Origin of the sequence: Thalassotalea marina (assembly GCF_014656435.1) — a bacterium.
In the GTDB taxonomy this organism is placed as follows: domain Bacteria; phylum Pseudomonadota; class Gammaproteobacteria; order Enterobacterales; family Alteromonadaceae; genus Thalassotalea_C; species Thalassotalea_C marina.
Genome location: NZ_BNCK01000002.1, coordinates 179475 through 201409 on the forward strand (window position 1 = coordinate 179475; position 21935 = coordinate 201409).

The window sequence follows — 21935 nt, forward strand, 5'->3', positions numbered from 1 at the left end:
TAAGTTCAAAAAAAAGATAAAAAAAAGCACGTTGATTAAAACGCGCTGTAACTATTCAGTTCAAGGGAAACACAATATGAAAGTCTTACCTTTTAAGAGCCTGCAAATTTAATTAAGTTCAAAAAAAAGATAAAAAAAAGCACGTTGATTAAAACGCGCTGTAACTATTCAGTTCAAGGGAAACACAATATGAAAGTCTTACCTTTTAAGAGCCTGCAAATTTAATTAAGTTCAAAAAAAAAGATAAAAAAAGCGCGTTGATTAAAACGCGCTGTAACTATTCAGTTCAAGGGAAACACAATATGAAAGTCTTACCTTTTAAGAGCCTGCAAATTTAATTAAGTTCAAAAAAAAAGATAAAAAAAAGCGCGTTGATTAAAACGCGCTGTAACTATTCAGTTCAAGGGAAACACAATATGAAAATCTTACCTTATAAGAGCCGGTTAATTTAATTAAGTTCAAAAAAAAGATAAAAAAAAGCACGTTGATTAAAACGCGCTGTAACTATTCAATTCAAGGGAAACACAATATGAAAGTCATGTTTGTAAGAGCTTGTAAACCATGTAAAGTTCAAATTAATTTACTTTTTTTTATTTGTGAACCGATATTCAAATCTGGCATTATGAGTTATTGATCGGTTTTGATGTATTTTCGGATGAAATTTTTGATTAAAGTTTCAATAGTTATAGTTACAGCTATACTCGTGACTAGTTGTGCTACCCCCCCACCTAAAAACCCAGAAAACCTGTGTGAAATTTTTCGAGAGCATAGAGATTGGTATTTTGCTGCTAAAGAGGCAAGAGATAAATGGGGAACTCCAATACATGTTCCTATGAGTATGATGTATCAAGAGAGCTCGTTTAAGGAAGACGCTTTGCCACCTAGAGACTATTTATTGGGTTTTATTCCTTGGGGGAGAGTCAGTACCGCTTATGGCTATTCACAAGCAAAGACAATGACGTGGGAAGACTATATTAAAGAAACAGGTAACTCAGGAGCCGACAGAGACGACTTTGATGATGCCATAGATTTTATGGCATGGTTTATTTATAAAACAAATAAAGTAAACAGAGTATCTAAATGGGACGCTTATAATCAGTACCTTAACTATCACGAAGGTTGGGGAGGCTTTAAGCGCAAGAGTTATAAAAAGAAACGCTGGTTAGTTAAGGTAGCTAGAAAAGTCGACAATAGAGCTAAACGATACTCTAGCCAACTTAAAGCGTGTGAGGCTGACCTTAATAAGAGCTGGTTGTGGCGTTTATTCTTTGGTTAAAAAATTAAGATCCTACGGACAAAAACTAAAGATCAATCGGCTAGATCAAATGCAGTAATGTGAAGATCGCTTGAAGGATCATGCGCTTGGTTCTAGCTTAAAAATGTAACAAAATTCACTATCACAATCTTGGATAACTTTTAGTCGGATAGTAATGAAAGCGCTAAATTTGCATAATTTTAGCGCTTTTTTTGACGCTTAAATTCTCTATAAATGACGCGGATGTAAGCGGTTTGATTAGTGTTTAATCAACGTAGTTTTTCGTATGAAAACTTACCTTATAAACAGGTAGGATATTGTGGTAATTGTGAATATGTTTTTAGCATTAACCTTGCCAAAACTACCGTTTTTATTGAAATCTTTAGCTAAGCCTTGCTGGCATTGAGCTTTAAAAAAGTGAAAAAAAAACTTCATATTTTTGATAAAAATTTATTGCAAAATTAGAAGCCGTTGTTTCTCAGGCGTTGCCTTTGTTATCCACAGAAATTGTGGAAACATTGATATTGAAAATTACCTTGTGGATAAGTTTGTGTGTAATCGTGTAACGATTATCGACTATCCACACTAAGATATTTGGCATTCATGTCGGCAATTCGGTTTGCCATGCCTTCGATGATCTGATCCTTGATCTTTTCTCTAATGCTTGAAGGAAATCTTAAAAGAGATTCTTGGTCAAGACGAATTAATACCATAGGGGTTTCAGCAACAACACTGGCTGAACGGGGATTATTATTGATAAAAGCACCTTCGCCAATAAAATAGCCTGGCTTGAGCACTCCAACTGGAGGAAGGTTCTTTTGGGCGACAACAGATGCTTCACCAGCCAATATGATATAAAAGCTGGTTTCACGCTCTCCTTTACGAATGATATATCGACCAGCAGGGCACTTTAAAAACTGAATGGCACTCGCTAAAAATGAAGCCCTTTCACTAGGTGAAAACTTTTTAAAGAAAGGAACGCGATTTAAAATTTCTAGTAATTTTAAATCATTGACTTCAATTGGCTTCATCTTAGCTTAAACCAAGTTTATTCGTTTAGTTCGTTCAACGCTGAATAGAACTCAGGCATGATTCTTACTGTTTTAATCATGTTGTCAGTAACTTCAACGATCTCTAGCGGATAACCAGCTATACGTACGCTCAAATTAGCTTCTGGTATATCTTCAAGATGCTCCAAAATTAAACCGTTTAGGGTTTTAGGTCCATCGGTAGGAAAATGCCAATCCATTTCTTTATTAATGTCACGTACGGTTGCACCGCCATCAACCAAATAACTGCCGTCTGGTTGTTTGTGTACTTCTTCCGAAGGGGCGGGTGTTTGGGTCGTCGTAAAGTCACCAACGATTTCTTCTAAGATATCTTCAAGTGTAACTAATCCTTGGATATCACCATATTCATCGACCACTAAACCTAGTCGCTCTTTTGCGTGTTGAAACTTTAATAGTTGAACGTTTAGCGTGGTGCCCTCGGGGATAAAATACAACTCTCTAACTGCTCTTAATAACGTCGCTTTAGTAAATTGATTTTTAGATAACAACTTTAGCGCATCTCGCATATGTACATAGCCAACAACATCGTCAATATTGTCTCTATATAATAAAACTCGAGTATGTGTAGATTGGGTGAGTTGTTTCTGGATTTTCTTCCAATCATTGTTGATATCAATGCCCACTAATTCATTGCGCGGGATCATAATATCTTCAACAGTGACATTTTCTAGATCTAAGATACTCACTAGCATATCTTGATCTCTTTCTGGTAATAAGGCGCTCGACTCGTTAACTACTGTGCGTAGTTCTTCTGAGCTTAAACTGTGCTGCTCTAATTCTGCCTGAGTAACACCTAAAAGTGATAACAAACCGTTTGTTATCCAGTTCACGGCCTTAACAAAGGGATAAAAAAGCTTAAGTAAAATTGTTAATAAAATAGAACTTGGAAATGCAACTTTTTCAGGACTTAATGCTGCTAGAGTTTTAGGGGTAACTTCAGCAAAAATGAGAATAATAAGTGTAAGTAATAAACCAGCGTAGAAAATACCTGCATCGCCCCAAATACGTTCGGCAATAACACCTGCTATTAATGAAGCAAAAATATTCACTAAATTATTGCCGATTAATATCAAACCGATAAGTTGATCTGGACGTGACAATAGTTTGCCAACGCGAATGGCACCTGGGTGCTTCTCTTTTTCTAAATGTTTTAATTTATATCGGTTTAACGACATCATGCCTGTTTCTGAACCAGAGAAATAGGCAGAAATTAAAATGAGTACTGCTAAAATTATAAGCAACACACTAGTTGATATGGTGTCCAATCAAGGGTCCTTTGTTGACTAAAAAATAAGCTTAATTTATAGCTTGTTTGTAGTTATACCTTAAAACTTACGATAACAAAAATTCTTTAACAAAACGGCTGCCGAAATAAGACAGTGTTAAAACAACTGATGCCGATATTGTTAGTATTAACACTTTATGGCCTCGCCAACCTTGCTTAAAATGTCCCCACAGTGTTACGGCATATATAGTCAGCGCAACAAGCGACAAGATGGTTTTGTGGGCATTGCTATGACTAATAAAGTTTTCTAAAAAGATAAAACCTATCAATTGACTCAAAAATAAGCAAAAAGTACCGACCGCCAAAATGGCAAACAGCTGCCCTTCGACCTGCATCAGTGGAGGAAGGTGACTTACAGCAAGTAAATTTTTATTCTTTAATTTCATATTGATGTAGGCAACTTGAAAGGCATACAACATAGCGATTATCAAAATACAATAGGCGATTAAAGCCACAATAATATGACTAGCAATGGCAAAATCATGTGCAATTAGCGGCATTTGACTGTCGTGAGGAATAACAGCGGATGCAAGTTGCCAAATAGCAGCAAACCCATAAGCAACCGGAAGTAACAGGTTTACTTTGTATTTAAGCGCCATCGCTGTGATTGTTAAAGTAATAACTAAACTGACCAAGGAAATAACATTGGGAAGTGCAAAGTTTATGTTTTGATCGGAGAAAAGAAACTGACTGGTTGCTAAAGTGTGACTAATAATTCCAATGCTACCAAAAATCAGTACATATAGAATATTTGGGCCTTTAGGGTGAAATAAACGTGAGATTATAATCAGTGTCGCAATAGCATAACTACCAGATGCCAATAAGCTAACGATAGATGAAAATTCCAACAGTGTATTCCTTTATAAATAGTGCAATGTAAAGTGTAACGTGAAAATGGCTTACAACTTATTAGCGCAATGTAACTAAAAATGTATTGGGCATAAGGTTAAAGAGTTGCCCTTTATTCCCTTGAAATAAGAGGGAAGTTTAACCGTTTTGCTAGCTTATCACAAAAAAAGACTTTTCCGATCATAACAACACGGAATATTGAAAAATATCAACTTGCCCTTATTTTATACTTTCGCTTATTTGCCTCACGCGTATAATGGGGCGTTATTTTTCTTTTAGCTGCAATTGGTTCGGATAATACATGTTTGAGAATTTATCAGATCGTTTAACCAAAACCCTGAAAAACATTAGTGGACGTGGTCGACTTACAGAAGACAATATCAAAGATACTTTGCGTGAAGTACGCATGGCTTTATTAGAAGCCGACGTAGCTTTACCTGTTGTTAGAGACTTTATCGCTAAAGTTAAAGAAAGTGCAGTTGGACAAGATGTTTCAAAAAGTTTAACGCCAGGACAAGTATTCGTAAAAATCGTCCAAAAAGAGCTGGAAACAGCCATGGGCGAAGTTAACGAATCACTTAACTTAAAAACTGCGCCGCCTGCTGTTGTATTAATGGCTGGTTTACAAGGTGCAGGTAAAACCACGTCAGTAGCCAAGCTTTCGAAATATTTAAAAGAAAGAGAAAAGAAAAAAGTACTCGTAGTCAGTGCCGATGTATATCGTCCAGCCGCTATCAAACAGCTTGAAACTTTGGCAGCGGATGTTGGCGTAGAGTTTTTCCCAAGTGATATCGCACAAAAGCCTATTGATATTGCCAATGCTGCAATTGATCACGCCAGAAAGCATTATTTTGACGTTTTAATCGTTGATACTGCAGGTCGTTTGCATGTTGATAGTGACATGATGGACGAAATCAAAGCGTTACATGCAGCGATTGAACCAATTGAAACCCTATTTACTGTTGATGCCATGACAGGTCAAGATGCCGCTAATACGGCAAAAGCATTTAATGATGCCTTACCGTTGACCGGTGTTATTTTGACAAAAACAGACGGTGATGCCCGTGGTGGTGCAGCATTATCAATTCGCCATATTACCGGTAAACCTATTAAGTTTATGGGTGTTGGTGAAAAAATCGAAGCACTTGAACCATTTCACCCAGATCGAATTGCATCACGAATTTTAGGCATGGGCGATGTCTTGTCGCTTATTGAAGAAGTTGAACAAAAAGTCGATCGTGCTAAAGCTGAAAAACTGGCGAAAAAAGTGAAAGCTGGCAAGGGCTTTGATTTGGAAGATTTCAGAGAACAACTTGTTCAAATGAAAAATATGGGCGGCATGATGGGTCTTATGGACAAGTTACCGGGTATGGGCAACATGTCTGATCAAATCAAAGATCAAATGGATGATAAAATCACTGTGCGTATGGAAGCGATGATTAACTCAATGACACCAGCTGAGCGTGCTCGTCCTGAAATAATTAAAGGTTCTCGTAAACGTCGAATCGCAGCCGGTTCTGGCACACAAATTCAAGATGTAAACAAATTACTTAAACAGTTTACGCAAATGCAGAAAATGATGAAAAAAATGTCAGGTAAAGGTGGCATGCAGAAAATGATGCGTTCAATGAAAGGTATGATGCCTCCAGGTGGTATGGGCGGATTTGGCGGTTTTGGTCGCTAAGGTGAATGTGGATATTCTAAAAAGCTGCTTCGGCAGCTTTTTTTGTCGATAAAATTCAGTTAATTTAAATAAAATCCTAAATCAAACCATCAAGGACGTCATTTGAAACCGCTCTATATTTTCGCCAGTGCGCTATTATTTTTTGTTTTTAACAATAGTGCGTACGCTCAAAACGACAAACAACTAATTACCAAGCAACTTGAACAGTTTCTTGCTCAAAATAGCAGTAAAGCGATACATGATACTTTTTGGGCTAACGACCTAATCTATACCAGCTCTAGTGGTAAACGTTTTGGGAAACAAACCATTATGAATGGCTTTAAACAAGCCGAAAATCAACAAGAAACGGAAAACTCCACCAAGTATAGCGCCGAAAGCATTGATATTCGCCTATATCAAGAGACTGCTGTATTAGCCTTCACCTTAGTGGCTGATAATACAGGACAGATCACTCGTTACTTTAATACTGGGACCTTTGTTAAAAGAAATGGCCAATGGCAAGCTGTTGCATGGCAGGCCACGATAACTGCCACAGAATGATAATAATGGGTTATAGCACTTAAGATTTTTTTAAACGTTAGTGCTGAACCTAAATCTTGAATAACCCTCCATTCGTACTGGTAATTCAGCAACTGTCATTACCCTGTAAAAATAATCCAATAAATATAAGTTAATGATAAAAATATATGTTTTTATCATTGGCTGCTAATATGAATTAGAAGTGCCAATAAGAGCATCTTGTTTTATATAAAACGTTGGGAACAGGAATGAATTATTATAAAAAAGGTCAAAAACAGAGCCGATTAAAAAAGGCGATATCAACTTTGTTTGTAGTAGCTGGTGCATTTGGAGGGCATGGTAGTGCATGGGGTTTTGCTCTCCCTGTCGATCAAAATTTTGACTCAGAAACACCGTCTTTAAGAGGTTTAACTTACACTCTTGGCGACATAACATATGAACAAATTAGCCCTGTATCGCAAAGTCAGATGGCAACTCTTAGTGAATCAAGCACATTCATTATCACGCCGAATAATGGAGATCTCGGTCTGCTGTATAATATAGACAACGCGGGCTCTATAAGTGGCCCTAATGTTGGTAGTGTCGATTATCGTTTTAAAACCGCTGATGGTTCAGAGTTTAAACTTGAATCTATGGAAGCGGATATGTCAGCAAATAATTCAGCAAATGGATATCGATTTACACTAACTATTACTGGCTACAGAGATGGCTCAAGTGTTGTAAGTGATACGATTGACTTTACCGCCTCAGATAGCGCAGGTTCTGTCACATACGCGCAGATGGCACCGGGCAATGGTGGAACACTAACGTTCAATTCGGATTGGAGTAATATCGATGAGGTGCGTTTTACGGGAGGGAATAGTTCTGAAATTCGATTATTAATGATAGATAGTCTTGATTTTTCAGCGCCAGTACCCTCAAATAATGCACCAACTATCTTAGGCACACCGACTGACATTACAGTTATAGAAGATACGAGCAGTAATGTTGATTTATCGGCTGTCACCTTAGCCGATTCAGATGGCGATAGCTTAACTGTGACTTTAACGGCAAGCGCCGGAACATTTTCTACACCAGCAGATGGCTCTGCTTTAAGTGTGACGGAAACCTTGGTTAATGCGACAACGGTTACTTTGGCTGGCACCGCTGCCAATATTAATACCTATCTCGATACTGCCTCTAATCTTAAGTATACAGGTGCAGCTAATGTTACGGGTAACGATGCCGCAACCTTAACTATATCTGTATCAGATGGAGTAGACTCACTTGCCTCTAATCCTGTGGTAAATGTTGATATTACCTCAGTAAATGATCAACCCACTCTTGCTATCGGTAGCAACCAATCAGTTGGCAGTGGCACTGGCAATGTTCAACAATCAGTAAACAGTTTTGCCTCAATGTCAGATGACGGTGATACAGAATCAGTTCAGGCAATTGCAGATTTTATCGTATCAGAGGCTAGCGACACTGCTAGTGTCGTTTCTGGTGTAGACATTGATAATTCAGGTACTTTAGTGTTTACCCCGGCTAATGGTGTAGAAGGTATTGCAACTATTGATGTACAAGTACAGGACGATGGCGGTACTGCAAACAGTGGTGTTGATACATCTTCAACTTCTCAATTTACAATAACTGTTGATACTAAAGCTCCTGTAATTTCCTCAGTCTCAATTCCTGACTCAGCCCATAAGGTGGGCGATGCTGTGACTGTCACGATTAATGCAGGGGAAACAGGTTTAAGTTTGGTTAGTGGTAGTGTTAATGGCGTAAACGTTACAGGTTTTACTGATAATAACAACAACACTTATTCGGCAACCTACACCATAGTTAATGGGGGAACCGATCTTGCTTCAAACGTAGATGTACCAGTGTCTTTTGCATTGCAAGATGCTGCGGGTAACGTAAGTGCACCCTTTACCACCGCCATTAGTCAAGCTAATGATGCCATCTATGCCAATTTGCCGGTTATTTCTTTAAGTACTGCTGATGGTACCTTAGGTGAAGATGGTGATACCGAAGCCTTAACCGTTGCTATTTCAGGAACACTAAATAATCTGTGGCCAGCAGATATATTTGTCAATTTAGCTTATAGCGGAACGGCGACTAATGCCGTTGATTACACGCGCCCCGCGAGCATAACGATTAGCGCTAACAATACGTCTGGAACTGCAAACTTAACCGGTATAGCCGATGATATTTTTGACGCTGCCTCTGCTGAAACGATTGTTGTTGATATCAATACGGTGTCAGTTGGCTCCGAAAATGGCGCACAACAAGAAACTGTTAACATTACTGACGCTGAATCTGCTCCTACGGTGGCACTTTCTGTTAGCAATGCAACAATAGCTGAAAATGGTGGTACATCCAATATTACGGCGACCTTAAATCACGCTACCTATGAAGCAGTAACGGTAAATTTAAGTTATGCCGGTACTGCAACCTCTGGCAGTGATTACAATAATACGGTGAGTTCAAGTATCACTATTTCTGGTGGTAGTACCTCAGGCAATGTGGCTACGGGTATTACCGGTATCGATGATGCTACGGAAGAAGGTGATGAAACGATAATTATCGATATCGCCTCAGTGTCAGGTGGTAGTGCAAGTGAAGATGCAATTCAGCAACAAACTATTACTATGCAGGATGACGACGATACAACAGCACCCTTAATTGCTAGTGTCTCTGTTCCTGCCAATGGGACTTATGCCACAAGTTCAGCTTTAAGCTTTACTGTTAATACGAATGAAACTGTTACCGTTAATACCACAGGTGGCACACCGAGGTTAGTGCTAGATATTGGTGGTGTGACAAAATATGCAAACTATGCCAGCGGCTCTCCTGGCACCGCCTTGGTATTTAGCTATTCAGTTGAAAGTGGCCTTGCCGATGCTGATGGTATTGCGCTGACATCGATAGAAATGAATAGCGGCACAATACGTGACGGTGCAAATAATGACCTTGACCTAACCCTTAATTCCGTTGGAACACTCAGCGGTGTATTAGTGGAAAGCGTAATGCCTATTGTTACACATGTTACAGCGACAACAGCTGATGGTAGCTATAAAGCGGGTGATGTTCTGTCTATTAATGTCGTATTTGATGATACTGTTATTGTAAATACAACATCAGGTACCCCATATATTGAACTGGAAACAGGCACGACAGATCGTCAAGTTGCATATGCTTCGGGTTCAGGAAGCAATACGCTTGTATTTGACTATACAGTTCAAGCAGGCGATACCAGTGCTGATCTCGATTATGTAAATACAACGGCGCTATCAACTGCTGGCGGAACAATCCAAGATAATAATGGCAACTCGGCGGTTCTAACTTTAGCAACGCCAGGTGCTGCAAATAGTTTAGGTGCAAATAAAGCGTTAGTCATAGACACCAGTGCGCCTGTTGCACCAGTTGTTACTTCACCAACTGTTGACCAAAGTACACAGCAAGCAACTTTGGCTGTTGATGGTACTCATGCTGAAAATGGTGTAACTGTGGTTTTATTAACAGATGCCAATGATGATGGTACTGCTGATAACAGCACGGCGATTGTTAGTGCGACAGTAACAGCAGGCAACTGGAGTTTAAATGCACCATTAAATGTAGGTGTAAACAATTTTGTAATACAAGCCCGCGATGCTGCTGGAAATACATCAAGTGATGTGAATGTTGTTAGCTTAACTCGAACTTCGCCTCCACCACCCCCACCGCCAACGAATACAGCACCAGTTATTTCAGGTACTCCACAAGCTTCTGTCACTGAAGACTCTGAATATAGCTTTACTCCTAATGCGTCAGATGTTGATAATGATCCGTTGACGTTTAGTATTTCTGGAATGCCAACATGGGCAAGCTTTGATAGTACTACAGGCCAATTAGTAGGCACTCCAGTGAGAGAAGATTTAGGTACTACTGAAAATATTACCATCAGTGTTAGTGATGGAACTGTTTCTAGCAGCTTGCCAGCATTCTCAATTGAAGTGGTTAAAACTAGTAACATTCCAGTGATCACAACTGCAAATATGACATTGGCGGAAGATAGCAGTAATACTATTGCTATAACGGTTTCACAAAATAAATATGCTACCTTAACTATCAGCCAACAACCTATACAAGGGACTGCTGAGCTAACAGGTAACAATCTTAGTTATACGCCAAATGAAAACTTTAACGGCACTGATAGTTTGGTATTGGTTGCTGCAGACGGAGAACTTATTTCCGAACCAGCTACCGTGTCAATTACGGTAACGCCGGTAAACGATGCACCTATTGCCAATGATGACAGTTTTGAATTGGTAAGCGTTAGCGATAATTTTACTGCTTTTGATGTATTAGCAAACGATACAGATGTCGACAATGATACCTTGAGTTTGTTTCAAGTTAAGCCGGAATTAGGTGAAGCAAATATTCAAAACAACCAGTTAAACTTCCGAGCCCCACAAGGTTTTGATGGGGTAGTAAATATTAGTTATGTCATACGTGATGCCAAAGGAGCTCAAGCAAGTGCAAATGCGGCTATAGCGGTATCTACTGCAGATAACAACCTTACAATAGCGGCGCCAGAAGATATTACGGTAAATGCTAAAGGACTATTTACTAAAGTTGATATGGGAACGGCAGTGGCTAAAGATGGTGCAGGAAATGATCTTCCTGTAAGTGCCGACTCTCGTGGTTTCTTCTCGCCAGGCATACACAAAGTCGTGTGGTCTGCTGAACTAGAAAACGAAAAAATCTCAGCGACACAAACAGTGAATGTAGTGCCTTTGGTTAGCTTAAGTAAGAATCAAACGTCAACGGAAGGTTCACAAGTGAACTTCAAAGTTATATTAAATGGAAATCCGGTTAATTACCCAGTTACTGTGCCATTTACCGTAGCAGGCACGGCTGCCATAGATGGCTCAGATCACGATCTAATTGATAATGAAGTAACTTTTGAAAAAAATGAATTAGAGAAGTCAGTGACATTTAATTTGGTTGATGATGGTACAGGCGAAGGAAATGAAACTGTTATCGTTACATTAGGTGAACCAACAAACGCTGTTTTAGGCAATAAAACTTCGCATACTTTAACGATTGCCGAAGATAACATTGCTCCTAGTGTCACATTAACAGCGAGCCAAAATGGCATGCAAACCCGCATAATTAATCAAAGTGAAGGTTTAGTCACAATCACTGCTCATGTTACCGACCCTAATGTAGCTGATTTTCATAGCTATGACTGGTCAAAAAGTGATAATGCAATTTTAACAAGTGGCAACGATGAAAGCAGCTTTACTATTGACCCTGCGGCTTTAACTCCAGGATTTTACAAAGTTCGAATTGAAGTTAGTGATGGTGATAAACAAGGTAAAGATCGTTTAAAACTGCGCATTGAGGAATCTTTACCTGTACTAAATGAAACAGATAGTGACGGTGATGGCATCAATGATAATGATGAAGGGCATGGCGACACGGATGGTGATGGAATTCCAGACTTTCTAGATTCAATAAACTTGAGGCCAAATGTCGTACAAGAGCGTAAAACACAAGATACAGCCTTCCTTATGGAAACTGAGCCTGGTTTGGTGTTAACGCTTGGGGAAGTCGCCTTTAGAAGTAGTACAAGTCAGACTGAAGTAACTTTCGACGATGTAAATACACATGGAAATAATGGCACAGGTGCTGAATCAGATAACACACATCAGTACAGTAATGGACTTTTTGACTTCAATGTAGAAGAGCTTCCTGTTGCTGGGCAGTCAGTTACTATTGTGGTTGCACAGTTTGCACCAATTCCAGCTAGCGCTGTTTATCGTAAATTGATGGCTAGTGGCTGGCAGAACTTTGTTTTGGATGAAAACAATATGGTTGCATCAGCTCCTGGAGCGGAAGGTTTCTGTCCACCTCCTGGTGACGCTGCATATATTAGCGGTTTAACAGAGGGGCATTGGTGTGTTCAATTGACGATTCAAGATGGTGGGCCAAATGACGCAGACGGCGAAGTGAATCAAGCCATTGATGACCCAGGTGGTGTTGCGGTTGAGAAAACTGGCAATCAAGTGCCTGTTGCTAATGATGACGAAGCAGAGACTCTTCGAACAGGAGCCTTGTATATAGATGTGTTAGCTAATGATACTGATGCTGATGATGATGAGTTGACCATTACCAGCGCGTCAGCAGATATTGGCGAGGTGACTATCGAAGATGATCAGCTTTATTACGTTGCCTTGCAAGGTCACTTTGGTCAAGCACATATCACATATGGTATTAGTGATGGTAAAGGTGGCTCAGCGAGTGCTGAAGTTGTTGTGAATGTTTTACCTAACAGGGTGCCAGTAACAACAAACGATAGCGCTGAAACTGATAATCAAACGTCAATAAAAATCGATGTGTTGGCAAATGATACTGACGCTGATGGTGATGCTTTAACTGTCATTTCAGCGAGCGCTGAACATGGAGAAGTGACTATTAATAGTGATAGTACACTTAACTATAAACCAGCTAGCAGCTTTGAAGGTACCGATACTTTGGTTTATACCGTAAGTGATAGTTTTGGTGGCACTGCTCAAGGTACGGTGGCTATTAAAGTAAAAGCAAATGAAACAAAAATTGTGAAAAGTAAAGGCTCATCGGGTGGTAGCTTCTCATTATTTACATTGGTGGTTTTATTGCTGGCAAGCTTACGGTGTTTAACCTTGTTTAATAGCAGGAAGCTTAATAGCAATAAAACTAAATGGTGAAAAATGCGGTGATGCTGTTCAATGGAGTGAAAAGTTTACCGCAAAACAATCGCGAATATTGATTATCAAAGGCAGTATTTTATACTGCCTTTGTTGTTTTTAAGTTGCCCTCATTGATGGCATACCTTTGTTTAATTAGACTTTAAGCTCTCAAAGCAAAATTTGCTATAAACTTGCAATTTGGCTAAAAAAGCGTAGAATACGCGAGCTTTTCTGTCACCTCGGTGACGGAAGTGTCTGGAAATTCGTTTTAACATTAAATTATATAGAGGACGATATGGTTACCATTCGTTTAGCTCGTGGCGGCGCAAAAAAGCGTCCATTCTATCAGGTAGTTGTTGCAGACAGCCGTAACTCTCGCGATGGTCGTTTCATCGAGAAAGTAGGTTTCTTCAACCCAACAGCACAAGGTCAAGCGGAAAAATTACGTTTAGACCTAGATCGTATCAACCACTGGGTTGGTCAAGGTGCTGGTATATCTGATCGTGTGGCAAAGCTTGTTAAAGACGCGCAAGCTGCTGCTTAATTAGATTATTGGTTGTAGATCATGACAGAAGAGAATTCACAAATCATCGTTGGCAAAGTGGGCGCTGTTTACGGAGTCAAAGGTTGGTTAAAAATACATTCTTTTACTGAAGATCAAGAAGCAATCCTCGACTATTTTCCTTGGTCGCTAAAATTAGGAAATAAAACACAATCAGTCGAAGTGACTGACTGGCGACGACACAATAAAGGTTTAGTGGTTAAAATCGACAATATTGACGATCGTGACGCGGCTCAAAGCTTAGTTCATTCAGAAATATTTGTTGATAAAAACACCTTGCCTGAGTTGCCAGAAGGTGAGTTTTATTGGCGTGACTTAATTGGCATGTCAGTGGTCACTGATAAAGGTTACGACTTAGGGCAAGTTTCTGATTTATTAGAAACAGGTTCTAACGATGTATTGGTTGTAAAAGCAAACCGTAATGATGGCTTTGGTAAGAAAGAAAGGTTAATCCCTTATATTGAAGACCAAGTAATTATGTCGGTAAGCACTGAAACTAAACAAATTTGTGTTGACTGGGACCCAGGTTTTTAACTCGTGAGTAACAGCAAATTATGGATTGGGGTAATTAGCCTTTTTCCAGAAATGTTTGATGCAATAACCGAGTATGGGGTGACAGGCCGAGCGATACGTAACGGGTTGATTGAATTTCACAAGTGGAATCCAAGAGACTTTACCCATGATAAACATCGCACAGTAGACGACCGACCGTATGGCGGTGGACCTGGCATGTTAATGATGGTGCAACCGTTGCGCGATGCTATTGATGCTGCTAAAAATGCAGCTCAACAAGCAGGTAAAAGCGCTAAGGTCATTTATTTGTCGCCACAGGGGCGTAGACTGAACCAAACTGGTGTTAGTGAATTAGCACAACATGACTGCCTGATTTTTATTGCAGGTCGTTATGAAGGCATAGACGAGCGATTAATTCTCTCTCATGTAGATGAAGAATGGTCGGTCGGCGATTATGTACTCAGTGGCGGTGAATTACCTGCCATGAACATGATCGATGCCATAGCACGCTTTGTGCCGGGTGTTTTGGGGCATGAGCAATCTGCAGAACAAGATTCGTTTTCAGATGGCTTATTAGATTGTCCTCATTATACAAGGCCAGAAGTACTAGACGGTAAGTCAGTACCTAAAGTGTTGTTAAGTGGTAATCACGAACATATTAGACAGTGGCGTCAGTTCCAATCGCTAGAAAGAACATGGCACCGTCGACCAGAACTATTAACTGACCTAGCTCTGACGGCTGAGCAGGAAAAAATGCTTGAACAAATCAAGCAATTGCCTGAAACAGACCGTGAACCCTAGGATAAAGGTAAATATTATGAGTAACATCATTAAACAGCTCGAACAAGAGCAAATGAAACAAGACTTACCATCATTCGCACCGGGTGATACAGTAGTTGTTCAAGTAAAAGTTAAAGAAGGTGATAAAGAGCGTCTTCAGGCATATGAAGGCGTAGTTATCGCTATTAAAAACCGCGGCTTACATTCAGCATTCACCGTACGTAAAATTTCTAGCGGTGTTGGTGTTGAGCGTGTATTCCAGACACACAGCCCGTTAATCGACTCTATTGAAGTTAAACGTCGCGGTGATGTTCGTCAATCTAAGCTTTACTACTTACGTGAGCGTTCAGGTCGTTCTGCACGTATCAAAGAGAAGTTGGCTAAGAAGTAATTTTCGCTTAAGTGAAAATATACTCAGTTTGACTGAATCAAGAAAAACCCGCTTGTTAAGACAAGCGGGATTTTTGTATCTAGCTTTGAATAGATTGGTTTCTTACGCTTAATTTCAATTGGCATTATTGTTTTGTTCTAGCAAAGCAAAGGTAAAATCGACCATTTTCATTTGAACGTCTAAGTGATCTTCACCAAAACCGTCTGTTATACGTTCTGCTTCAACGTTGATATATCGATATCCTTTCATTTCGGCATAAACAGAAAGTGAACCATCGTCTTCTTCTGGTATATGTGCTACTTCAGGGTTTTGTAACACGGCGTTCCAGCCAGATGATTTCATCTGATTAAAGTCAGCCGTATTGGTGACAAAATATAAGTCGTCTTCGTCATACTGCCCTTTGGCCACATCAATTAAGTATTGTGCACCAGCAGTTAATTTTGATTGATAACGAATGATAGATACATTGCCAATACCGTGTTTATTGTCACCTGTATAGCCATTGCTATTGTTATGCACCGCAACTATTGTGTTTGGCGGCTCTTTACCACTTAATGTCTCAAGCACAAACTCACTGAGTTGTTTGGCTCGTTGCTCCGCTTTGGCTACCAATGTTGGCTGTTTAGCAATATTGGGGTTTAATTTTGCAATGGTGGCAAACCTGCCGATCTCGGTAAATATTCTATTAGGATCAACCACAACTTTTTTGTTGTCTATTTCCAAGGTGATCAGGCGCTCACCATTTTGTCTAAGCACCACAAATACACCACCTTTAGCAATTATTTGCTCGGCAACGTATTGGTTGGCAACATTTTCATTTTCATGAGGAGCAAAAAAGGCCCAATCTTTGGCGTCGTTATTACTCCCTACAACTTCTAGGTAAATATCTGATTGTTGGGGAAAGGTTAATGCGCTAGAGAGAGCAAAAAGTAAATTGTGCATATCAATCTCATCTATGTAACGGAAGTTTCTGTTAAGACTAATTTTTTATTTGTTGCATCAAGTCTTGCCATAGCACCAACAGGAATAGTCGACATATCATCTATATGGCCAATCATTACCCCTTTTAATACTGGAATATTTAAATCGCCTAAACGGTCTTTAATGACTTCTTCAATGCTCAAAGAATCACCCTTTGCCGTGCAATCCGTACATTTGCCAAAAACAATGCCTGCAAGCTGGTTTAACCGACCTGAAATTTTTAAATGAGTTAACATACCGTCAATGCGATACGGCGCTTCTTCTACATCTTCAAGGAATAAGATTTTGCCTTGATAATCCGGCTCAAATGGCGTGCCAACAAGTTTTACCATTAAAGAAAGGTTACCACCAATTAAACGCCCTTGTGCTTGACCAGCAGCAACAAGAGTTAATCTATTTTTATCATCTGCCTGACCTTCTCTTGCTTCAAATAAAGGGGGAGTGCCAAGGTCAATATTAGCTTTAGGTGAAAATAGGATCTCTTTAAAGCTTTTTAAGGTGTACTCGCTAAAGTTTTGTCTGGCTATAGGGCCGTGGAAAGTCACTAAACCAGTGCGAGCATATATTGCATTTAAAAGAGCTGTAACGTCGCTATATCCGATAAAAGCCTTAGGGTTTGCAGCGATGGCGTCATAATCTAAATAAGGTAATATTCGAGGAGATCCATATCCACCTCGCAAACAAAAAATACCGTCAACCTCTTTGTCTTTGAACATGTTATTAATATCCCATGCTCTGTCTTTATCGTTACCCGCTAAGTAAGCTCGTCGCTCAAACAGGTATTTACCTTTTTTAACTTTAAAGCCAAATGATTTTAATACATCAATGGCAAAATAAATTTCTTCATCTTCCCAAGTGTTGCTGCTTGGCGCAATTAATCCAATAGTGTCACCCGCTTTTAAGCGTTTTGGTTTTATCGGCGAATTAGAATTTGTGTTATTGGTTTCACTTGCACTGACAACTTGTGGTAAAAAGCTTGTAGCAATGGCGGTACTTATTAATGCCTTTATAAAGGCTCTTCTATTGCTCATGATTATTCCTTTTTTTCTTTAAACATAACAAAATAAAGGTGCTCAAGAAATATAAATTATTACTAAATATTTTTGAGGTGAGAATTTAATAGTATTTTTGGTGTAAATATTAAACAATACTCTTGAGTGTAAACACAACTAAATTAAGGCGAATGATTGATGTCAAAGCTAAAAACTATACCTCGGGTGATTATTTCCCATGCGCCCACGGCTTTGGAACCTATGCCTCAACTGTCTAAAGTGCTAAACAGGCGTTTATATGTTAAGCGAGATGATTGCACCGGGCTTGCTGGCGGAGGTAATAAAACCAGAAAACTAGAATACCTTGTCGCTGCTGCAAAGGCTGCTAATGCAGATACCTTAGTGACAGTTGGCGGAGTTCAGTCAAATCATGCTCGTCAAACAGCAGCAGCCGCAGCTAAGTTCGGCTTAAGGTGTGAGTTAATTTTAGAAGATGTGAAAGGCACGCCTAAATCTGATTATTATAAAAATGGTAACGTTTTGCTCGATACCATTTTGGGGGCAAAAATTCATTGGTTATCTGAAGATACTGACAGTAGTGAATATTCAGCGACCCTGATGGCGCAGCTTACCAGCGAAGGGTTTAATCCATACTTTATTCCCGTTGGAGGCTCTAATGAAATTGGCAGTTTGGGGTATGTACAATGTGCAAGAGAAATAGCTCAACAAATAGCACAGCAAACGATTAAGCCAGATCATATTGTACTGTCAACTGGTAGCGCGGGTACACAAGCGGGTTTACTCGCAGGCTTAATTCTTGAAGGGCTCGATATTAAGGTTTTAGGCATTTGCGTTAGTCGACCAGCGAAGCAACAAGTCGAACTAGTGACCCAGTTATTAGAAAAAACGCTAATCTTACTTGGCTTAGACAAAAGCCTAGCTCAAGGGAAAGTATTTGCTAATGGCGACTACTATGGCGTCGGTTATGGTGTTACGACTGATGCAACGATAGAGGCCATCAACTTATGTGCGCAGCATGAAGGGCTTATTCTGGATCCTGTATATACGGGTAAAGGTATGTCGGGGATGATTGATCTGTGCCGAAAAGATTTTTTTGCAAAAGAAAGTACAATACTTTTTCTACATACTGGTGGCAGCCAGGGGCTTTTTGCCTACCAAGAAATATTCAACACGAGTAATTAAGGTGACTACTTAGTATTAATGGTAGTAATAAAAAATTACTGATTACCATTAAAGGTTGAATATTATATTATTATTTGTAAGTATATTGATGTTTATAATTTTGTGCTGAGGTTTAAATATGGAATGGTACTCTTTGTTGCCTCCAATTGTCGCTGTCATTATCGTTTTATGGAAAAAAGAAGTTATTCTAGCCTTATTACTGGCAGTTTTCACCTCAGAACTTTTATTGGCTGGTAGTGGCGTTGACGCTGTTTTTCATGGTGCCGTGGCAACTATAGAGCGCATTGTGTCTATTTTTAGCTCGCCCGGGAATACCCGCATATTAATGTTTAGTTTGATTATCGGCGCCGTATTGGCCTATATGCGGCATTCTGGCGGTGTTACTGCCATGGTTGAATATGTCATTGCTAAAGGCTTTGGGAAAAACAAACGCCAAGTCGCTTTTATGGCTAACTTCACTGGCATGGCAATCTTTATTGAAAGCAACCTATCAGTATTAACGGCAGGTATTGTCTCTAGAGGCCTATTTGATCGTTATAAAATGAGTCGCGCAAAATTGGCATATATCATCGATAGTAGTGCCGCACCAATATGTATTTTAGTGCTATTAAACGGCTGGGGCGCATTTGTTTTAGGGTTATTAAGTAACTATGAATTTGAACAAAGTGCTGCTGAAATTATGTGGGGAACGATACTGCTAAATTTCTACCCCATCATTGCACTAATGATGGTTTGGTACACCGCATTTACTGGTAATTTACATGGCCCGCTAGCTCGCGCTGAATCTAAAGTGGCACAAGAGTTAGAACATAAACATGAATTTGAACCAACAAAAGCACGGTTTATGTTTGTACCATTACTCACTATGGTGCTTGGTATGATTGGTTTTATGTTATGGACAGGTAACGGCGTTTTAGCCGACGGCAGTGGTTCAAAGTCTGTTTTATATGCCACGATTTGTGCCTGTTTAGTCGCTTATACCATGATGTTGTCAACCAAGAAGTTCACTCATCACCAACTAGTTAAAATTGGGTTTAATGGCATGGGGGAGCTGCTGCCTTTAGTGACCATTGTTCTACTATCTTTAACCTTAGGTGCCAGCTTAAAAATATTGGGTACTGGCGTTTATGTTGCTCAAATTGTTGGTGATTCACTCCCTGTGTTTATGATCGCGCCTATGTTATTTCTAGCGGGAGCTGTTATCGCATTTTCCACAGGTACCTCATGGGGGACATTTGCTATTTTAATTCCAATTGGGGTGCCGTTAATTCAAGCACTTGGCTTACCTCCTTCTTTTATTATTGCGGCTATTTTAGGTGGTGGTGTATTTGGCGATCACTGTTCACCAATATCAGACACTACTGCGGTTTCTGCATTAGCTTCAGGGTGTGAATTGTTAGAGCATGTAAAAACCCAATTACCGTATGCGTTATTTGGTGGAGCGTTAACACTCATTCTTTACACGGTATACGGCCTTGTATTTTTATAAGTGTGTCGTTTTGCAATCAATAAATTTCTAAGGGATCGTTAAAGGCTTTTCAACTATGAAGATTTTATCACTCATTGGTGTTATCGCTTATGTCTTAATTTCGCCGACATCAACAGCGCAAACACCAAGTCACTTTAATGAAGAAAAGATAGATCAACTCGTTGAGCAGACCTTATCTACTTTTAAAGTGCCGGGCGCTGCCATTGGGGTGATTAAAGACGGCAAAGTTTTATTAAATAAAGGTTATGGCGTCCAAGATATCAATGCGCCTGATCGAGTTGATCAACATACTCTTTTTAAAATTGCATCGACAACAAAAGCGTTTAACAGTGCCGCTCTAGCCATTTTGGTTGACCAAAATAAACTGCATTGGGATAGCAAGGTCGTTGATATTATTCCAGAGTTTGCGCTTTACGATGACTGGGTCACTAAGGAATTTACCATTGCAGATTTGTTAACTCATCGCAGTGGTTTAGCGCGCTTTGCAGGTGACTTAATGTTGTGGCCTGAGCCAGCTGGTTTTAGCCGTGAAGAGATCATTAATAACCTGAAATTCTTAAAGCCAGCTTCTGGTTTTAGAAGTGAATATGCCTACGATAATTTACTGTATATCGTTGCAGGCGAAGTTGTCGCAAAAATTACTGGCATGTCGTGGGAAGCGTTTGTGGAAAAACACATTATGGCACCTTTGGGTATGCAGCGCTGTTTTGCCGGCCCTGTTCCTGCCAAACAGATGAAAAACATCGCCCAGCCGCACGGCGTAATTGATGACAAAATTGAAATAGTTAAACGCAATCAAACCTATCATAAATATAGTGTGATGGCGGCAGCCGGCGGCATTAAGTGTAGTGTAAATGACTTATTAACTTGGGTAGATACACAACTCAATAAAGGCATCTCGGCTCAAGGTGTGAGACTTTTTAGCGAAAAACAAAGTGAAGTTATGTGGAAACCTCACACCATTTTACCGGTATATGAGAGTGAGAAGAAATATGACAATACTAACTTTAAAGCTTATGGCTTAGGTTGGACATTAGCTGATGTTCATGGCTATAAACGTGTTTCTCATACTGGCACTTTGTCTGGCAATTTAGCGTATATCACATTAGTTCCTGAGTTAGACCTTGGCGTTATTGTGCTGATAAACCAAAGTTCCTATTACGCAAGAAGCACGCTGATGAATAGCATAGTGCAAATGTTTATGGATATACCGCAGCAAGATTGGCTGTCGATTGAAATAGCAAAACAAGAAGAAAGAATTGCAAAAATTAAAGCTAATAGTGTCACTAGTGCCGCGTCTAATACTAAACCAGTAAGAAAAACGGTGTTGTTGCCATTAAAAGCTTATGCCGGAATTTACCAAGATCCCTGGTTTGGGCAAGTGAAAATCTCTTTAGAAAACGGCCAACTTAACTTTCAGTCATTAAAGTCAAAAAAGCTAGTAGGTGAAATGCTCGAACATCAAGAGCATGCGTTTATTGTTTGGTATGACGACCGAAGCTTAGAAGGCGACGCAATCGCCCGATTTATAACTGACCAAAATCAGCAAGTGGTTGGCATGACCATGGAGCCTTTAAGTGAGGATACCGATGCAAGTTTTGACTACCAAGATCTGAACTTTATTCGCTTAAGCCAACAGTAAACCTTGTCAGTTATTTGGA

The 21935-nt window shown here is 39.6% G+C and carries 16 protein-coding genes; 11 read left to right on the forward strand and 5 right to left on the reverse strand.

Annotation, left to right across the window (positions count from 1 at the left end; translation table 11 throughout):
* Window positions 1-655 precede the first annotated feature (655 nt).
* Entirely contained in the window at window positions 656-1276 is a 621-nt protein-coding gene (locus IE199_RS04125) for a transglycosylase SLT domain-containing protein (RefSeq protein ID WP_373304759.1), read from the forward strand.
* 548 nt (window positions 1277-1824) lie between these two features.
* Here IE199_RS04125 and IE199_RS04130 read toward each other — a convergent pair.
* From IE199_RS04130 to IE199_RS04140, 3 genes are all read right to left on the reverse strand, one after another.
* Window positions 1825-2286, reverse strand: coding sequence for a cyclic nucleotide-binding domain-containing protein (locus IE199_RS04130; protein WP_189767558.1), 462 nt, complete (start codon window positions 2284-2286; stop codon window positions 1825-1827).
* 17 nt (window positions 2287-2303) lie between these two features.
* Entirely contained in the window at window positions 2304-3590 is a 1287-nt protein-coding gene (locus tag IE199_RS04135; RefSeq protein ID WP_189767560.1) for an HlyC/CorC family transporter, read from the reverse strand.
* Between the two features lie 67 nt (window positions 3591-3657).
* The gene (locus IE199_RS04140) at window positions 3658-4458 is read right to left on the reverse strand and encodes a cytochrome C assembly family protein (RefSeq protein ID WP_189767567.1); all 801 of its coding nucleotides are present in this window, start codon (window positions 4456-4458) and stop codon (window positions 3658-3660) included.
* A 302-nt stretch (window positions 4459-4760) separates the two neighbouring features.
* On the opposite strand from IE199_RS04140, the gene ffh reads away from it, so the two are divergent.
* The 7 genes from ffh (at window position 4761) to rplS (ending at window position 15609) form a co-directional block, all read left to right on the forward strand.
* Window positions 4761-6143, forward strand: a complete 1383-nt coding sequence (ffh, locus tag IE199_RS04145) for a signal recognition particle protein (protein WP_189767569.1) — start codon at window positions 4761-4763, stop codon at window positions 6141-6143.
* A gap of 102 nt (window positions 6144-6245) precedes the next feature.
* Complete coding sequence (locus tag IE199_RS04150) at window positions 6246-6683, forward strand: nuclear transport factor 2 family protein (protein WP_229854524.1); 438 nt, start codon at window positions 6246-6248, stop codon at window positions 6681-6683.
* Window positions 6684-6910: 227 nt separating this feature from the next.
* A complete protein-coding gene (locus IE199_RS04155; RefSeq protein WP_189767571.1) occupies window positions 6911-13381 on the forward strand; it encodes an Ig-like domain-containing protein in 6471 nt (2156 codons plus the stop codon).
* A gap of 277 nt (window positions 13382-13658) precedes the next feature.
* Window positions 13659-13907 (forward strand): 30S ribosomal protein S16, encoded by a 249-nt coding sequence (gene rpsP, locus IE199_RS04160; protein WP_189767573.1) that lies wholly within the window; start codon window positions 13659-13661, stop codon window positions 13905-13907.
* A 21-nt stretch (window positions 13908-13928) separates the two neighbouring features.
* On the forward strand, window positions 13929-14459 hold the full coding sequence (gene rimM, locus IE199_RS04165; RefSeq protein ID WP_189767575.1) for a ribosome maturation factor RimM: 531 nt from the start codon (window positions 13929-13931) through the stop codon (window positions 14457-14459).
* 3 nt (window positions 14460-14462) lie between these two features.
* Window positions 14463-15239 carry a tRNA (guanosine(37)-N1)-methyltransferase TrmD gene (trmD, locus tag IE199_RS04170; protein ID WP_268245316.1) on the forward strand — a complete coding sequence of 259 codons (777 nt, stop codon included), beginning with the start codon at window positions 14463-14465 and terminating at the stop codon, window positions 15237-15239.
* A gap of 16 nt (window positions 15240-15255) precedes the next feature.
* Window positions 15256-15609, forward strand: coding sequence for a 50S ribosomal protein L19 (gene rplS / locus IE199_RS04175; protein ID WP_189767577.1), 354 nt, complete (start codon window positions 15256-15258; stop codon window positions 15607-15609).
* Between the two features lie 114 nt (window positions 15610-15723).
* Here the strand turns inward: rplS and IE199_RS04180 are convergent, their stop codons facing one another.
* Both IE199_RS04180 and IE199_RS04185 read right to left on the reverse strand, forming a co-directional pair.
* On the reverse strand, window positions 15724-16551 hold the full coding sequence (locus IE199_RS04180) for a hypothetical protein (protein WP_189767578.1): 828 nt from the start codon (window positions 16549-16551) through the stop codon (window positions 15724-15726).
* A gap of 11 nt (window positions 16552-16562) precedes the next feature.
* A complete protein-coding gene (locus tag IE199_RS04185) occupies window positions 16563-17621 on the reverse strand; it encodes a S66 peptidase family protein (protein WP_189767580.1) in 1059 nt (352 codons plus the stop codon).
* 159 nt (window positions 17622-17780) lie between these two features.
* Between IE199_RS04185 and IE199_RS04190 the strand changes: the two genes are divergently transcribed.
* From IE199_RS04190 to IE199_RS04200, 3 genes are all read left to right on the forward strand, one after another.
* Window positions 17781-18785 (forward strand): D-cysteine desulfhydrase family protein, encoded by a 1005-nt coding sequence (locus IE199_RS04190; protein ID WP_189767582.1) that lies wholly within the window; start codon window positions 17781-17783, stop codon window positions 18783-18785.
* Between the two features lie 118 nt (window positions 18786-18903).
* Window positions 18904-20274, forward strand: coding sequence for a Na+/H+ antiporter NhaC family protein (locus tag IE199_RS04195; protein WP_189767583.1), 1371 nt, complete (start codon window positions 18904-18906; stop codon window positions 20272-20274).
* Window positions 20275-20329: 55 nt separating this feature from the next.
* Window positions 20330-21916, forward strand: coding sequence for a serine hydrolase (locus IE199_RS04200; RefSeq protein WP_189767585.1), 1587 nt, complete (start codon window positions 20330-20332; stop codon window positions 21914-21916).
* Window positions 21917-21935: the final 19 nt, after the last annotated feature.

Excerpts from the sequence above, each read along its gene's own strand:
- IE199_RS04130 (WP_189767558.1), bottom strand. The coding sequence starts at position 2,286 with ATGAAGCCAATTGAAGTCAATGATTTAAAATTACTAGAAATTTTAAAT.
- IE199_RS04125 (WP_373304759.1), top strand. The coding sequence starts at position 656 with ATGAAATTTTTGATTAAAGTTTCAATAGTTATAGTTACAGCTATACTC.
- rpsP (WP_189767573.1), top strand. The coding sequence starts at position 13,659 with ATGGTTACCATTCGTTTAGCTCGTGGCGGCGCAAAAAAGCGTCCATTC.
- ffh (WP_189767569.1), top strand. The coding sequence starts at position 4,761 with ATGTTTGAGAATTTATCAGATCGTTTAACCAAAACCCTGAAAAACATT.
- rplS (WP_189767577.1), top strand. The coding sequence starts at position 15,256 with ATGAGTAACATCATTAAACAGCTCGAACAAGAGCAAATGAAACAAGAC.
- IE199_RS04190 (WP_189767582.1), top strand. The coding sequence starts at position 17,781 with ATGTCAAAGCTAAAAACTATACCTCGGGTGATTATTTCCCATGCGCCC.
- rimM (WP_189767575.1), top strand. The coding sequence starts at position 13,929 with ATGACAGAAGAGAATTCACAAATCATCGTTGGCAAAGTGGGCGCTGTT.
- IE199_RS04200 (WP_189767585.1), top strand. The coding sequence starts at position 20,330 with ATGAAGATTTTATCACTCATTGGTGTTATCGCTTATGTCTTAATTTCG.
- IE199_RS04180 (WP_189767578.1), bottom strand. The coding sequence starts at position 16,551 with ATGCACAATTTACTTTTTGCTCTCTCTAGCGCATTAACCTTTCCCCAA.
- IE199_RS04185 (WP_189767580.1), bottom strand. The coding sequence starts at position 17,621 with ATGAGCAATAGAAGAGCCTTTATAAAGGCATTAATAAGTACCGCCATT.
- IE199_RS04155 (WP_189767571.1), top strand. The coding sequence starts at position 6,911 with ATGAATTATTATAAAAAAGGTCAAAAACAGAGCCGATTAAAAAAGGCG.
- IE199_RS04195 (WP_189767583.1), top strand. The coding sequence starts at position 18,904 with ATGGAATGGTACTCTTTGTTGCCTCCAATTGTCGCTGTCATTATCGTT.